The sequence below is a fragment of the Streptomyces himalayensis subsp. himalayensis genome (assembly GCF_013778455.1).
Taxonomy (GTDB): Bacteria; Actinomycetota; Actinomycetes; order Streptomycetales; family Streptomycetaceae; genus Streptomyces; species Streptomyces himalayensis.
This window is the reverse complement of sequence record NZ_JACEHE010000006.1, coordinates 40,156-54,075: the sequence shown is the minus strand read 5'-3', so window position 1 is coordinate 54,075 and position 13,920 is coordinate 40,156. Positions and strand designations below refer to the sequence as shown.

Below are 13,920 nucleotides of genomic sequence, written 5' to 3'. Positions count from 1 at the left end.
TCACTGCCTTCGGACCGCTGTGGAGAGAGCCATGGCGTCACATACTTGATGCTCGCGCGGCTCCTGACCGGCGCCCGGTTGGCCGAGGCGATCGAGGCCGCTGCCGAAGCCGCCGGGTGCGAGCTGGCGGACCTGTTCGCCGGCAAGCCGAAGCAGGCCAAGAAGTACGCGACGCTGGTGCGGATGGTGCATCAGAAGGGCGAGCGGCATCGGCTGCAGGTCCACTCCCGGCACCGCATCGCCCGCGCGGCCGGGCTTGACCTCGAGGACATCTGCGACGCCGATGAACTCACTGAGGCCCGCGCCCACGAGGGCGAGCGAGTCAGCGTCCGTATCCGCGCGTACGACGTCGCACCCGACCTGCCCAAGAGTCGCGCCGGGCGGTGCGGTGCCGTGACTGGGCGCCGCCGCACCGCCCGGGAGGCCGGTGCGTCAGCAGGGGCCCGGGGTGCTGTACGAGGCCGTGTTCCAGCCGCCGTCGGTGACGCCGTCGCTCGCGACGCGGCGGAACTGGTATGCGCCATTGGACTTCACCCGCAGGAACTGCACGGTGTGGGCCCGGCCCCGGTACTCGACGAGCTGGGTGGCGGTGTTGTAGTCGCCGATAAGGACGAGGTTGTTGTCGGCGCGGCCGAGCGTGAGGGGGCCGACGTAGCCGTCGGCCTCCAGGCCCCAGCGGTTCTGCAGGTCCTGGGTGGCGATCCGCGTGCCGGAGCCGAAGTCGCAGTCGATCCACTGCTTCTGGAACGGCGTGACGATCGAGCCGGCGCCGCCGACAGGGTAGTAGGCGCCCTCCGCGTACAGAATGCGCTGCCACAGCCCGACGGCGTAGGTGGTCCGGTAGTTGTACATGGACAGTGTGCCCTCGTTGTACCAGTCGTCGGTCACCGTGCCGGAGCCGCTGATCTAGCCCTGGGACGGGGTGGCGGAGGCGGGGGTGGTGCAGGTGGCGGCGGTGACGACGGCGAGGGCGGCTGCCGTGAGGGACCTGCGGAGGGCGTGCTTGAGCGTAGACACCGTTCTCCCTTGGGAATGCCGGGGCCTGACTCCGCGAGGTGGATGAGCGGGAGGCCTGTGGCTGCTGAGTGGGAATCCTATGGACGTGAGCTGATCAGCTGTCAAGGTCGGACTTAAGCGCTCGGTTGCGGGCTGGCGTGCCGCGGCGTCCGGCAGCTTGCTGCGGGATCGTTGGCAGGCTGCTGCCGGGGCGCGCCCCGCTTCCGGCGGCTGCCGGCGGCTCTTGATGTGTGCGCGTCAACCCACGCTCGGTGCGGCAGGCGGGAGGAGGCACCTGGCCTTTCCAGGCGCTCTCGTGAGGAGGCCCTGCCCTGGTTCCGGCGGGCTTCGGTACGGACAGTCCGGACTGGCGGCGCGATGAGACGGCCGTACGGCACGGCTTCTCCGCGAGCGGCCTCGGCGCGCCCTGGCACACCGCCGACGCCCGCTTCGACCTCGCGGACGAGGGGGCCGGCCGAAAGACCAAGGCTGGATTACCGAACTTGACCCGCAGGACCCCGCCTCTGTGCCGGTGAAGCGGACTGTCCTCGGCCGCTTCTGGCACGGTGCCGCCACCGTCACCGAGGTGAACGGCCGGGTCGTGGTGTACAGCACGGACGCCGAGGACGGCGAGTACCTCTACAAGTACGTCAGCGCGCGGCCGTGGCGCACCCTGCGCGCGCAGGGCGAGGACCCCCTGGACCACGGCACGCTGTCCGTGGCCCTGTTCGGCGCGAACGGCTCGGGGCGCTGGTTGCCGCTGGTCTTCGGCAGCGGGCCGCTCACGGCCGGGAACGGCTGGCGGGACCAGGCCGACGTCCTGGTCCGGGCCGGCCTCGCCGCCGACGCCGTGGGCACCACTCCGCTGGCCAGGCCCGAGCGGGTCGCCGTACCCCGGTACCGGGGAGGTGTATCTCGCCGTCGTCAGCGGGACCGCGGCCCCGGCCTGCACCGGACACGCGGAGCAGGTGCAGGCTCACCAGCGGGCAGGCTCGGGTGGGGCGGCGGCCGCCGGGCAGGCCACCGGTGCCGGACGCTACGGCCGGGTCGTGCGCTGGACCGAGACCGGCGGCACTAGCACGGAGGGCGGGACTTTCGCCTGGGAGGTGTTCCACCCCGGCGGCGACCCGGCCCTGACCCCGGACGGGCCTGTTCGCCGGGCTGAAGAACCTTTGGTTCGGTACCGACGGCAGGCTGTGGATCTCCACCGGTGTCCCCGGCCACAGCCTTGCCGACGGCGACGCACCGTCTTCGCCGAGGTCGGCAACAACGCGCTCCTGGTCGCCGACACCCGGACCCGGGAGGTGGCCCGGTTCCTGGTCGCTCCCCGCGGTTCCGAGGTCGCGGGCGTGTCCGCCACTCCGGACGGTGACGCGCTCTTCGTCAACATCCAGCACCCCGGCCAGCGCACCCGCGCCTGGGGTATCACGGCCGCGAACCCGCGGGCGGTGACTTCCTGGCCCGACGACGAGGCGGCGGCCCGGCCGGCGTAGCCGGGCGGCCGGGTTGCGGTCCCGTGACCGCAACCCGCCGCAGGAGCGGTGCGGGGGTGCGGCCCGGGACCACACCCGTCGGCAGCGGGGGTGGCGCCGGGGTGAACGGACCGCCGAGCGTGCGGAGTTCAGGTCAGCGGAGTTTGGGCGTGCGGGTCCGGGCGTGAGCTTCGGCAGGCGTTGCACGGATGCGGGTAGATGTCAGGGTCGTCGAGATGCAGCAGATGCCGGAACAGCCACTCGGACCCACGGTCGGCCCCTCGAGGTTGTTGGCGATAATCGAATCGAGTTCGCCGCTCGCGTCCTTGGGCTCGCTCCCAGTCGCAGCGGAAGTCGTCGGCGGGCACGCCCGTCTTGTACGTACCGGCCTTCATGTCTTCGCCAACGAGGTACTCGCCATCGCCGCCGACGTTGCTCGGAGGGTAAGTCTCCTCCCCACTCGATCCGATGCCAGTGCCGATGAGCCGACCCGCGACGGAGGTTGCTCCACGAGTCAGCCCTGCCTTGCGGCGCATGGGCTGCTTCGGAGTGTGCGGCGAGCCAGGCGTCCCCGCAGGCGTGGACGGCTGCTGAGGCAGAGTGGGCGTAGTCATGGTGATTCTCCCTGCGTGCTGGATAGGGGCGCACACTGGCTCGCCGCTCTACACGGCGAGGTTTGTATTAATCTGTGTACATCGTCAACACTTATATTCTTGAGTGGGCATTGCATTCCGTGTACGGTGACCCGAATGAAGGATGACGTCGCTGCCGCAAACGAACCCTTGGTAACCGGTGCCGAGATCGCACGGCTGGCGGGAGTCACCCGTGCCGCCGTCTCGAATTGGCGTCGGCGCTATGACGACTTCCCCGCCCCGGTCGGCGGCGGCGCCAACAGCCCTCTATTCGCCCTCGTCGAGGTGCAGGAATGGCTGAGCAGGCAGCGCAAGGGGCAGGAAGTCTCGGACGAGGTTCAGCTCTGGCAGGCACTGCGGGCTGCCTACTCCGACGAGATGATCGGTGGCCTCGCAGACGTGGCCCGGTTTCTGGCCGAGGATGAGGAGGCGCCCGAACTCCCCGCGGAGTCGGTTCGGTTGGCGAAGGAACTGGTCAGGAGCACCTCTGCGGCTGCCGTGATAGACGCCCTCAGCGAACGATTCACCGATTCCGTGCGCCGTGCCGGCTCGGATCAGGTCACCTCGCCGCGCACTGTGCGCGCCGTATGCCACTTCGTCGGCGACGTGCGGAGCGACACCACGCTCTTCGATCCCGCCTGCGGTATCGGCACCCTCCTCCTCGCGGTCGGGCCTGAACGAGGCCCCAAGCGATACGGCCAGGAATCCGACCCGCGCAGCGCCCGCTTCGCGCAACTCCGGGCCGACCTCACCGGGCGCCGCAAGGTCACCATTGCCACCGGCGACTCCTTGCGTGACGACCGTTGGTCAGAGCTGCGAGCCGACCTCGTCGTCTGTGATCCACCGGTGGGTGTCACCGACTGGGGCCGCGAAGAGTTGCTCCTCGACTCCCGCTGGGAACTCGGTACCCCATCGCGTGCGGAAGGCGAACTGGCCTGGCTCCAGCACGCCTACGCCCACACGGCCCCAGGTGGACGTGTCGTCATGGTGATGTCCGCCTCGGCTGCCTACCGCAAGGCAGGTCGTCGCATCCGCTCCGAGCTTGTACGCCGCGGCATCCTCACTCAGATCACCGCACTCCCCGCCGGCACCGCATCCTCACACGCACTCCCGGTCCACCTCTGGCACCTGCGTCGCCCGGAGTCCGCCGAGGATGCCGCCACCTACGTACGCATGGTGGACCTTACCGCGAACGACCCCGACGGCTCCCTCGAGCCTGGCCCCGACCAGGTCGCCGACGTACCCCTGATCGACCTACTTCACGAGGCCGTGGACCTCACCCCCGGCAGCCACGTCAAGGAGTCGCATCGCGACTACGTCGCTGAGTATCAAGCCTTGCGACGGGAGTTGGAGGAGCAGGTGCGTCACCTGGCGGCACTGTTGCCCGTCCTCGCCGAAGGAGAAGGCCCAGGCTCCCTGGAGGGCCCCACGGTTAGCGTCGCCGACCTGGCCCGCGCCGGGCTGGTCGAATACGGCGATGCCGAGCCGGTCTCAGTCAGTGACCAGCTCGACACCGACTACCTTCAGGGCTTCCTGCGCAGCACGGTGAACACGCGGCGCTCCACGAGTGCCAGTGGGACGTTCCGTCTCGACGGCCGGGGTGCCCGGATTCCGCAGATGGACATCGCCGACCAACACCGTTACGGGACCGCGTTCCGCGCCCTCCAGGAGTTCGAGGAGCGGGTCCGGAAGGTGGCGGAGCTTAGCCGCGAGGCGACGGTGCTTGCACGTGACGGCTTGGGGAACGGGGCCCTTGCGCCAGAAGAATGACGCTCTGGCCGCTCTCAGGGTCTCTATCGCTCTTGCGGCACGAAGCTGCTGATCGTCCCACTCCATGACACGGCCAGCGCCTCCCGAGCCCGTGTGCACGCGACGAACAGCAGGCAGCGCTCCCGGAGCAGGTCCGAGTCGTGCTGGAGCGCATCCACGTCCACCGGAGTGACCTCGCGTGCGAACGGGAGAGCACTCGCCGTCACCCCGAGGACGGCCACACACCGGAACTCCAGGCCCTTCATCGCGTGCATGGTGGCGAGACGCACACCGTCCACGTCCGGCCCCGGGTTGTCCTTGACTCGAGCCACCGGAACACCGGCCGCCGAAAGCTTGTCGTAGGCCTTGTCGAGAAGCAGGTTGAAACGGGCGCAGACCCCGATCTCGGACGGCCGGATGCCCTGGGCGATCCACCCTTCGACGCGCTCCACGAGTGCCGCGACCTCCGCCTGCTCACCGCCGTACCCGTTCACATGGGGCCGGCGGCCGTGCAGAAGGGAGCGGTAGCCGGCGAGGCTGTCCGTGCCCTCGCCGCCCAGGTCGTCGACCGACACCGGCGTGAGGATGCCGGTCGACCAGGTCAGGATCTCCTCCGTGCTGCGGTAGTTGATGCGCAGGCGGCTCGTACGACCGGCCACCGAGATGCCCAGTGACCCGAGTGAAACTTTGGAGTCGTAGATCCGCTGGTGCGGGTCGCCCGTGATGAACAGGTCGTCGCTGCCGGGTGCGACCGCGCCACGCAGAACACGCCACTGGGTGGGGTGCAGGTCCTGTGCTTCGTCCACCACGACATGGTCGTACGCGGGTGTGGCCTCTGCCAGCAGTCGCGCCGCACGCGCACACACCTGGAGGTACGTGGAAGCGCCCTGATCGCGGAGCATCGACTCGAACAGCTCGATGGCGGGCCACAGTTGTTCACGCCGAGCCGGAGAGAGCGCGCTGCCGCGCCCACGCCGGGATGCCGCCCGGTAGACGTCCAGGCTGCGGATGTCCTGGGCCAGGACGACATGCCGGTACTCCTGCGCCAGGAACTGCTCCGTCCACGGCAGGCCGAGCTTCTTGACGACCTTCCGCCACACCTGCCGCTCCTCCCGGTCGCCGATGGGCGATGGGGCCTTGCCGCCGAGTTCGCTGACGATCTGGTGGGCGTACGCGTTCACCGTCGTCACGTCCACGCGGGCCAGCTGCGTCTCGTCGCCGTCGAGGAGAAGAGACAGGTTCTCGCGGAGGGCGGCGGCCATGGCGTTGGTGTACGTGGTGAGGAGGACCCGGGCGTCGGGGGAGCGGGACAGCAGGTGCTTGACGCGGTGCAGGGCCACGACCGTCTTGCCTGTGCCCGGACCGCCCGTGACCTGAGCCGGGCCGCCGTACGACACCCGGTAGGCGACGCGCCGCTGCGAGGGGTGCAGGAACACGCGCCAGGCCGCGAACGGCTTGTCCAGGATGTCGATCAGCTCGTCCGGACCGGTGACCAGCGTGATACGGCTCGTGGTGTTGGCGATGGCCGCCGCGAGGTCCTCGTCCGGCTCGGGGGAGGCATCGACGGGGCGGCGCACCGCGACGACGTCCCGGTAGACGTCCTCGGGTCTGAACCCTTCGGCGAGGTACTGCAATGCCTCGAACTGGTCCTCCGGCAGCAGCGTCCCAAACGCCTCCAGCTGTGGCTTGTCGATGATGGTCCGTACGGCTTTCAGCACCTGGTCGTCGATGCCGAGTTCGCGCAGCACCGTGTCGGAGTACTGGGCGAACAGCAACGAGGGCGCAGCGGCCGCCGCCCTCTCCAAGGCCGGAGTCAGCTGCTCGATCGCGACGACGTTGCGCACCTCGAGGCCGCGCGTCGCCGAGTTGGTCGTGTACAGCCGCTTCGCGGCCCAGGTGTACGCGTCGTCGTGCGGCACGACGTTGACGAGCAGGAACACATCACTGCCGTCGTTCGGCGCGAGGACGACGCCCCGCCAGAAGTCGTTGATGCGTATGGTGCGCATCCGGGGGTCCCGTGCCTTGTCGACGGATTCCAGATGCAGTCCCTTGTCCGCGTGCAGCTCCGGCACGGTGAGCTGCTGGAACTTCTCCATCGCCTTGCGTACGCCGGCTTTGACGGGCTTCTCCAGGACGTCGTAGCTCTCCCAGAAGCTGTTGGCGAACGCAAGCTGCGGCACGACGTGATCTCCCCACCCCTGGACGACACTCCCCGCGCCGCATCATACGCCCAGGTCAGGGCACATCTGCCGGGCGATGGCAGTAATGCCCGCGAGTAGCCCGTCCGGTGCCTGGCCGAGGTCCAGCGCGTGCTGGTGGAGGACGATGCCCGCGTGCCGCACCCGGTGGGCCGCGTGCGGCGCGTTCCCCTTCGCGTAGACGAGGTGCCCTTCCGGCAATCCGAGGGCCGTGCAGTAGGCGAGCATCTGGTAGAGATCCGCGCCTGGATAGCCCTCCGGCTTCTCCGCCTTGTACTTGGCGTCCGCGACCGCCAGCGGAGACTGGTCCGGTCCGTAGAGGACGAAGTCCGGTTTCATGCGGATCGCGGCGTTCTCGTCGAGGTGGTGCGGGTCCTGAAGACGGCCCGTTCGGTGCGTGCCACGGAATGTCTCCCGCAGAGCGACCGTCACGAAGTCCTCGAAGAGCTGGTTCATGTCGAACAGGAACCCGTCGATGCGCAGCCCGCCTGGCGCCTGCTCGGCGGACGCACCGTCCAGGACGACGCGGGCGAGATGCAGGGCGTGGTGGTAGCGCGCGTTGAGACGGGTGGGATGCCAGTCGGGGATGGGCTGTCCCCGCACGATCGGGGTGACATCGGCGAGACGGGTTCGCTGGTGCAGGAGCCGGCGTCGCACGTCGCGTGGCACACCGGGGAGGCGCAGCAGCCGCTCCACGGCCGCCCGCAGTATGCGGTTCTCCGCGATGTCGGTCGTGAACTCGTCGTACGCCACTTCCACAGGCAGCGTCGCCCCGAAGTGGCGGCGGATCTGCTCGGCTTCCCGGATCCGCCCCCGTACGACGAGAGCGGTCTCCTCGGTCGCCCGGTACCCCTGCAACAGCCCTTGACGCAGGGCCCGGTCGATCTGCCGCTCCACGGCGTGAGCGAGCGCGGGAAGCAGGTCGTGGTGCTCGGCCACGTCCACCTGCCCGTCCCGCCAGCCACTGCGCGGGTCGAGGCTGTAGCCGAGGAGGAAGAAGAGGCGGGCGATGGGGACCTTGGGGGTGATGCGCACAGTGAACGGCTCGCCCCCCGGCACGGAGACGGCCACGACGCCGACCTTGCTGCCTGCACGCAGCGACCAACGGCCCGGGGCGTAGGGATCGGGCGCCGCATTCACGATGTCCCCTGCGGCCAGGGCCCGGCCGATGCCGTCCGGCAGGTCGAGGCTGACTGCCGGCGCGTGTTCGACGAGTTCGACCGACGACGCCGCCCCTTCGACGACGGCCGTCACGCCAGCGACTCCCGCAGCGCGGCCAGCCCGTACCGCTTCTCGATGTCCACGCCCTCCCCGTAGTGGTGTTCCTCCAGAAGCGGCAGGATCTTCGTCCGCCAGGTCCGCTGCAGACCGCCCTCCCGGTAGACACCCTTCTTCATCAGGTACGAGGGACCGATGCGGAAGTCCTGGTCATCGATACGGGAGTTGAGCGCATCGAGCAGATCGGCGGGCTCGGTGTCCTTGCCCTCCTTGGCCAGCCAGCGCCGCAGCAGCCCGCTCGTCGGCTCGGTGCGTGGCGAGAGCTCGACGAACGCGAAACGACGTCGCATCGCCGCATCCACGAGCGCGATCGAACGGTCCGCGGTGTTCATCGTGCCGATCACGAACAGGTTCGGCGGCAGGGCGAAGTCGTCACCGGAGTAGGTCAGTCGCACCGACTTGTTGCGGTATTCCAGCAGGAAGTACAGCTCGCCGAAGACCTTTGCCAGGTTGGCGCGGTTGATCTCGTCGATGATCAGGAAGTGCGGGATGTGCCGGTTGCCCTCGCGGGAGGCGAGGTCGGCGAGTTCACGCAGTGGGCCGGCGGTGAGACGGAAGGCGACCTCCCGGGTCCGCGGGTCCTCCTGGGGCCGGAAGCCCTCGAAGAAGTCCTCGTAGGAGTACGAGGGGTGGAACTGTACGAGCTTCACCTGCTCGGGGCCCCCACCCAGGAACTCCGCGAGCTTCAGTGCGAGATAGGTCTTGCCGGTGCCGGGAGGCCCATACAGCACCAACTGGCGATCGTCCCACAGCAGGTCTCGAAGCTCGCGCAGCCATTCCACGTCGTGCACGAGGAATTCGGTGGCCAGCTCGTCCGTCGGCTCGGGCAGTTCAAGCTCGCGGCGGGCGGTGAGCGCGGGGATCTCGATGCTCGGATCGCGCTCTATGGCCTCGGCCTCCTCCGCCAGCTCCTGATCGCTCAGTCCCAGCCCTTCGACGAGGGCCTGGACGGTCGACAAGTCGACGACGTCGTGCTGGACGGACAGCCTCTGCTGCAGTTCCTCGGGCAGTTCGTCGTACGGGTGGCCGTCGGGCTGCCATTCCACGGGACGGCGCAGATTGGACCGTCGGCCCTCGGACTCCGTCTGCGCCGCCTCGCCGGTGATCTCGCCTACGTACAGCCGGCCACCGGAGATGGTGCAGACCGTGTCGCCGGGCTTCATGCGCGACAGGAACGCGTGGAACTCCTCCACCAACTGCTGCTTCTGGCTATAGGTGGCCGTGGACTCGTAGTCCTCCTGGACGAGGGTGCGCAGCCGGTCCATGCTGATCCCCTGCTCGACGCCCTGCCGCAGCCGCGACGCGGCAAGGGTGACCCGCCCGTCGGGCAGCCACAGCCGCTGGACGAGGTCCAGCCCGCTGACGTTCGAACCACGTACCAGCCAAGGGCGGTTCGGGCCGGGCCAAGTCCCGGGCATGAAGTCGGCGAGGGGGAGGCCGTCCTCCGTTTTCCAGTCGAACCAGCCGTTCGGGTTGCGGCCCATCAGCACCGCTGCCGCCCTCGACGGAGAACCGAACGTGATCGCTTCCCTCGTCTTCAGCCAACCGGGCCACTTCTCGGACGGCCCGATCCGCCCCTGCCGAATCAGATCCTCGCGCTGCCGATGGGCAGCCGGCGCGCGGGTGGCGAACGATGGCACGACATCAGGCCGCACAGGCTGGTCGGCGGGCACGACGAAACTGCGGCTGCCGTTGTCGCCCAGCTCATTCGTAGGGCGCCCACGCGCCACCGGCCCCCCGTTCGGCAGCCGCAGAAGAAACTCCGGGTACTCCACATTCTCGACGGCCATCGTCGCTACTCCCCCCAACAGAAGATCCACCGAGAACAGTAGGGGGTGCCACGGACAACCGCTCCGATCTGGGCCTGAGCATCCGCGGCTCGCTGCAGGCCGTGATCCGGCCCACGCTGGCATACTGGCCGCACTGGCCCAGGCGCTGGGCGGCATGGACCCCGACGACGCGGTCGTCTTCGCCGAGTACGTGGAGGCCGGTCTCACGGGCTCCCAAGCCGTCGAGATCTGGAGGCAACTCATGAGCACTATGGAGATCTTCTACCGCTCCGCGGCAGCCCAGAAGGTCCGCGAAGAAGGCCGCGAGCAAGGCCGCGAGGCCGAGCGCGCGCAGGCGGTACTCATGGTCCTGGAGCGGCGCGGGCTGGAGGTTTCTGGCAGCGTGCGCGAGCGCGTCCTCTCCTGCCACGACTACGAACAGCTCGGCACTTGGCTGGATCGGGCGTGGCGGGTCACCCACGCGCAGGACCTCTTCAGCGACTGACACCGCGGACCAGTGGCCGTCCGGGACTGGTCCGCCCTGTACGGTGGCGGGCTTGTCCCGCAACTGGCGGCGCTGCGGCGGTGGTCAGCGGCTGTGTCGTCGGCACGGGCCGCGGCCCTAGGCGGGAGGCCGGGCTCGCGCGGTCGGTGCGTCGTCCACGCACCTCTTCCTTACGCCCTGCGGGTCTGCCCGGCGACTCGGCCAAATGGTGATCGCGTAAACCCCGACCGGACACTCGGTGTGGTCGGCTCGTAGCCTTGCGTCGATCCGGCAGTCGATCCGGTGTGGTGCGGGGTACTGAGAACGCAGTCAACGCCCACCACAGAACCGGGAGCACGACCGTGACCGCACTGCCCGCGCGCCGCAGGCCGGTGAGCCGCTCATTTCTCTACATCTGCAACATCGTCTGGAACGGGTGACGGCACACGGGCGTGCCTACTGCCGACTTCGCACTCACCGGGGCGCGTGGTGGTCATCGCAGCCGCACTCGGCCCAGACGGTCTTGCCGCCTGGCGGAAACGGCCGCGTTCCCCAGCGGTCGGCCAGCATGGCTACCACGAGCAGGCCGCGGCCGGATTCGACGTCCTCGGCCCGGTCTGCCAGGGGCGCTGCGGGGAGGTGGCCCCCGCGGGCATCGGTGACCTCGATGCGGAGGGTGCCGGTTGCGGTGTCGAGGGCGAGAGCGAGCCGGAAGTCGCGGCCACGCACCTGGCCGTGGAGCACGGCGTTCGCGCCGAGCTCGGCGACGATCTGTTCGGCACGTTCCGTGATGCCCGGTGGGGCCTCCCAGGTGCGGAGTTGCTCGGTGGCCAGCAGTCGGGCGAGGCGGGCGCCGCGCCGTGTGGAGGAGAAGAGTTGAGAGAAGGTGCGTACGGTAGTCGAGAGTTGAGGGGCGCTTGCGTTCATGGGTGCCACCGTGGCGGGCGCGCGGGGGCGCTCACCAGCGGCACGCCCCGTACGGTGGGTCAGCGTACGGGCACATATGGTGGACAGTACGTGGATCTTGCCGTCACTCTGGGTGAGTTGAGCGTGGGGAGCACGCACACACGCACCTGGAGGTGGCCGCGTATGACGAGCGGCGACGTTGATGTGACGGCGGCATGCGATGGGGAGCGGGAGCCCGACCCGTCGGATAGTCTGCGGACCTTCGGGGCCGTCGTCCAGGCCCTGCGCGAGCACGCCGGGCTCAGCCGGGTCGACTTCGGCGCGCGGGTCCGGTTCTCCAAACACACCGTGGAGTCGGTGGAGTTGGGGCGCCGGATGCCGGACGAGTCGTTCGTGGAGAGGGCGGAGGAGGCGCTGGGCAACACGGGCGCGCTGCGGAAGGCGGCCAGACACCTGACGCGGGGGGAGCCGGGGCTGGCGGCCTGGTTCCGGCGGTGGGCGCGGCTGGAGAAGGTGGCGGTGAGCCTGTGTACGTATGAGTGTCGGCTGGTGCCGGGGTTGTTGCAGTCGGAGGGGTATGCGCGGGCTGCTTTTGAGAACAGTGTCCCGCCGCTGTCTGACGAGCAGATGGAGGCGCAGGTTGCGGCACGCATGCAGCGCCAGGAGCTCATCCGCGCGCGGCCCAACACCTCCTTCAGCTTCGTCATGGAGGAGTACATCGTCAGGCGGCGGCTCGGCGGTACGGAGGTCACACGCGGGCAGCTGGATCACATCCTGGCTTTAGCTGAACTCCGCAACGTAACTGTCCAAATCATGCCGATCGACAGCGAGTGCCACGCGGGACTGGATGGTCCGCTTGCCCTTCTCGAGGCTCCGGACGGGAGGCGCCTTGCTTACTCCGAGGGACAGAAGAACGGACGCTTGATCGCTGATGTGACCGAGGCCGCCGTTCTGCATCAGCGATATGCGACACTCCGCTCACAGGCCCTCAACCCCCTTGACTCCGTGGGCCTGCTGAAGCGCATCAGAGGAGCACTATGAGTAACGGCACTGAGCTGGCCTGGTTCAAGTCCAGCTACAGCGGGACCGAGGGCGACAACTGCATCGAGGTTGCCATCACCGAACAGGCCGTCCGCGTACGGGACTCCAAGGATGTGACGCGCCCTCACTTCGCCGTCGGGCGTGAGGAGTGGTCGCGGTTCGTGGGGTTCGCGGCGGGGGCCTGAGCAGCGTTCGTCCCGGCGGTCGCGTGATGACGTTCACCGCCGGGACACCGGGTCAGTGGAGGTCGGGTCCGCCCGCCTCGGCTATCTCGTCGAGCACACTGATCTCCTCGTCGGCGTCGTCCGGGACGTCCGGGTCGTCGTCGGGAAACGGAGCCAATGCCTCCTCGTCAGCGAGATGCGGGTACTTCTCCAGGAGGAACCGCCGCCGGTACGCCATGTCGGCGGCGTCGACGATGCCCTCCAGAGTGGTCCAGTTGAGGGTGCCTCCGACGACGATCCCGAATGCGGGTACGGCCTTGCCGAGTCCGTTCTTGGTGAGGCGAAAGCCGAACGCCTTCGCGAACTGCTGGGAGACCTTGGTGACAACCGCGTCGTTGAGGACCTCCCACGTCTTGCCGCGGAAGAGTGCCTGGGTGAGCCGCGAGATGTCGGCCATCGCGGCGTTCTTGGCGGTGGCCGAACTCGCGGTCCCGACGTTGACGACAGACATCACGAAGAGCTTCTCGGCAGGCTCCTCGGGGTCGTAGCCGTAGAACAGCGAGACATGGCCGACGGCGCGGGACGCGAGTCCGAGGACGGCCGCGGTATCGGCGGCGAAAGCGCCCGCGATCGCACCACCCGAAGGCGCCGCCGCGGCGCCGGCGGAGGCGGCGATGACGAGCTCTCCTCCGGAGATCGCAAGTCCCGCAGTCGCTCCCGAGAGCGCCGCGACGGCCGGGTAGTACCAACTCGCCCCGCGTCCACGGACAGCGTCGATCTGCTGGAGGTCGAGGCGGCGCAGGTCGGAGAGTGACTCGACCTCGTGCCCGCGCTTTTTGTGGCGCGCCACCACGCGTTTGGGGGAGAGTCCCGCTCGCGAGACCCGCCCCACCGTCTGCCGTATGGACTGAACGGCAGTGCCGCTCCAGTCCGGGAGGGCGTCGGCGGCTCCGCGAGCCCCGGCGCCGACCTTCTGCGCGCCCTTGGCGACGATTTCCTGTCCACGCGAAACCGCCGATTTGGCCCGTGGGTGGTTCTCCAGTTGTTTCGCGGCGCGCTTGCCGAGTGCCGCGACGCCGTTCGCCACTTGCTCGCCGGCGTTACTCATTGCTCGTGACAGCGGGCGGCCCTTGAACTGCTGGATGGCACGCCATGCGTCAAGCTCGTAGTCCGAGGGCAGCTGATCGGGCTGCTGCGGGTACTGCGGGTTACTCATGGTCCGTGGCGCTCC

At 69.0% G+C, this 13,920-nt stretch carries 14 protein-coding genes; 6 read left to right on the top strand and 8 right to left on the bottom strand.

Translation table 11 applies throughout. The annotated features are described in order from the left end of the window. Positions 1 to 309, bottom strand: coding sequence for a hypothetical protein (locus H1D24_RS11985; RefSeq protein ID WP_181657448.1), 309 nt, complete (start codon positions 307 to 309; stop codon positions 1 to 3). Positions 310 to 432: 123 nt separating this feature from the next. Further along, the gene (locus tag H1D24_RS11980) at positions 433 to 888 is read right to left on the bottom strand and encodes a peptidoglycan-binding domain-containing protein (RefSeq protein WP_181657447.1); all 456 of its coding nucleotides are present in this window, start codon (positions 886 to 888) and stop codon (positions 433 to 435) included. A gap of 535 nt (positions 889 to 1,423) precedes the next feature. Here H1D24_RS11980 and H1D24_RS41725 point away from each other — a divergent pair. Both H1D24_RS41725 and H1D24_RS41720 read left to right on the top strand, forming a co-directional pair. Continuing rightward, positions 1,424 to 2,074, top strand: a complete 651-nt coding sequence (locus H1D24_RS41725; RefSeq protein ID WP_220136669.1) for a PhoX family protein — start codon at positions 1,424 to 1,426, stop codon at positions 2,072 to 2,074. 118 nt (positions 2,075 to 2,192) lie between these two features. Then, positions 2,193 to 2,489: an alkaline phosphatase PhoX gene (locus tag H1D24_RS41720; protein ID WP_220136653.1), complete on the top strand. Its 297-nt coding sequence runs from the start codon at positions 2,193 to 2,195 to the stop codon at positions 2,487 to 2,489. Between the two features lie 128 nt (positions 2,490 to 2,617). On the opposite strand, the gene H1D24_RS44480 is transcribed toward H1D24_RS41720, so the two are convergent. Continuing rightward, complete coding sequence (locus H1D24_RS44480) at positions 2,618 to 2,863, bottom strand: hypothetical protein (RefSeq protein ID WP_508477318.1); 246 nt, start codon at positions 2,861 to 2,863, stop codon at positions 2,618 to 2,620. Between the two features lie 354 nt (positions 2,864 to 3,217). Between H1D24_RS44480 and H1D24_RS11970 the strand changes: the two genes are divergently transcribed. Next, positions 3,218 to 4,870 (top strand): N-6 DNA methylase, encoded by a 1,653-nt coding sequence (locus H1D24_RS11970; protein WP_181657445.1) that lies wholly within the window; start codon positions 3,218 to 3,220, stop codon positions 4,868 to 4,870. Between the two features lie 23 nt (positions 4,871 to 4,893). Here H1D24_RS11970 and H1D24_RS11965 read toward each other — a convergent pair whose 3' ends face one another. From H1D24_RS11965 to H1D24_RS11955, 3 genes are read right to left on the bottom strand one after another with little or no spacing between them, the layout of a single operon-like run. Continuing rightward, entirely contained in the window at positions 4,894 to 7,029 is a 2,136-nt protein-coding gene (locus H1D24_RS11965) for a UvrD-helicase domain-containing protein (protein ID WP_181657444.1), read from the bottom strand. 42 nt (positions 7,030 to 7,071) lie between these two features. After that, positions 7,072 to 8,301, bottom strand: a complete 1,230-nt coding sequence (locus H1D24_RS11960) for an McrC family protein (RefSeq protein WP_181657443.1) — start codon at positions 8,299 to 8,301, stop codon at positions 7,072 to 7,074. Next, positions 8,298 to 10,115 carry a DUF4357 domain-containing protein gene (locus H1D24_RS11955; RefSeq protein WP_181657442.1) on the bottom strand — a complete coding sequence of 606 codons (1,818 nt, stop codon included), beginning with the start codon at positions 10,113 to 10,115 and terminating at the stop codon, positions 8,298 to 8,300. Before H1D24_RS11955 ends, H1D24_RS11960 begins: the two co-directional genes overlap by 4 nt. Before the next feature lie 154 nt (positions 10,116 to 10,269). On the opposite strand from H1D24_RS11955, the gene H1D24_RS11950 reads away from it, so the two are divergent. Next, the gene (locus tag H1D24_RS11950; RefSeq protein WP_181657441.1) at positions 10,270 to 10,599 is read left to right on the top strand and encodes a hypothetical protein; all 330 of its coding nucleotides are present in this window, start codon (positions 10,270 to 10,272) and stop codon (positions 10,597 to 10,599) included. Positions 10,600 to 11,052: 453 nt separating this feature from the next. Here H1D24_RS11950 and H1D24_RS11945 read toward each other — a convergent pair whose 3' ends face one another. Next, complete coding sequence (locus tag H1D24_RS11945) at positions 11,053 to 11,505, bottom strand: ATP-binding protein (RefSeq protein WP_181657440.1); 453 nt, start codon at positions 11,503 to 11,505, stop codon at positions 11,053 to 11,055. 162 nt (positions 11,506 to 11,667) lie between these two features. On the opposite strand from H1D24_RS11945, the gene H1D24_RS11940 reads away from it, so the two are divergent. Together H1D24_RS11940 and H1D24_RS11935 are read left to right on the top strand one after the other, a co-directional pair. Continuing rightward, the gene (locus tag H1D24_RS11940; protein ID WP_181657439.1) at positions 11,668 to 12,525 is read left to right on the top strand and encodes a helix-turn-helix domain-containing protein; all 858 of its coding nucleotides are present in this window, start codon (positions 11,668 to 11,670) and stop codon (positions 12,523 to 12,525) included. Next, entirely contained in the window at positions 12,522 to 12,710 is a 189-nt protein-coding gene (locus H1D24_RS11935) for a DUF397 domain-containing protein (RefSeq protein ID WP_181657438.1), read from the top strand. The genes H1D24_RS11940 and H1D24_RS11935 overlap by 4 nt, the downstream gene beginning before the upstream one ends. A 52-nt stretch (positions 12,711 to 12,762) precedes the next feature. On the opposite strand, the gene H1D24_RS11930 is transcribed toward H1D24_RS11935, so the two are convergent. Then, a complete protein-coding gene (locus H1D24_RS11930; RefSeq protein ID WP_181657437.1) occupies positions 12,763 to 13,905 on the bottom strand; it encodes an EcsC family protein in 1,143 nt (380 codons plus the stop codon). Positions 13,906 to 13,920 lie beyond the last annotated feature (15 nt).

Excerpts from the sequence above, each read along its gene's own strand:
- H1D24_RS44480 (WP_508477318.1), bottom strand. The coding sequence starts at position 2,863 with ATGAAGGCCGGTACGTACAAGACGGGCGTGCCCGCCGACGACTTCCGC.
- H1D24_RS11970 (WP_181657445.1), top strand. The coding sequence starts at position 3,218 with ATGAAGGATGACGTCGCTGCCGCAAACGAACCCTTGGTAACCGGTGCC.
- H1D24_RS11955 (WP_181657442.1), bottom strand. The coding sequence starts at position 10,115 with ATGGCCGTCGAGAATGTGGAGTACCCGGAGTTTCTTCTGCGGCTGCCG.
- H1D24_RS11950 (WP_181657441.1), top strand. The coding sequence starts at position 10,270 with ATGGACCCCGACGACGCGGTCGTCTTCGCCGAGTACGTGGAGGCCGGT.
- H1D24_RS11945 (WP_181657440.1), bottom strand. The coding sequence starts at position 11,505 with ATGAACGCAAGCGCCCCTCAACTCTCGACTACCGTACGCACCTTCTCT.
- H1D24_RS11940 (WP_181657439.1), top strand. The coding sequence starts at position 11,668 with ATGACGAGCGGCGACGTTGATGTGACGGCGGCATGCGATGGGGAGCGG.
- H1D24_RS11935 (WP_181657438.1), top strand. The coding sequence starts at position 12,522 with ATGAGTAACGGCACTGAGCTGGCCTGGTTCAAGTCCAGCTACAGCGGG.
- H1D24_RS11930 (WP_181657437.1), bottom strand. The coding sequence starts at position 13,905 with ATGAGTAACCCGCAGTACCCGCAGCAGCCCGATCAGCTGCCCTCGGAC.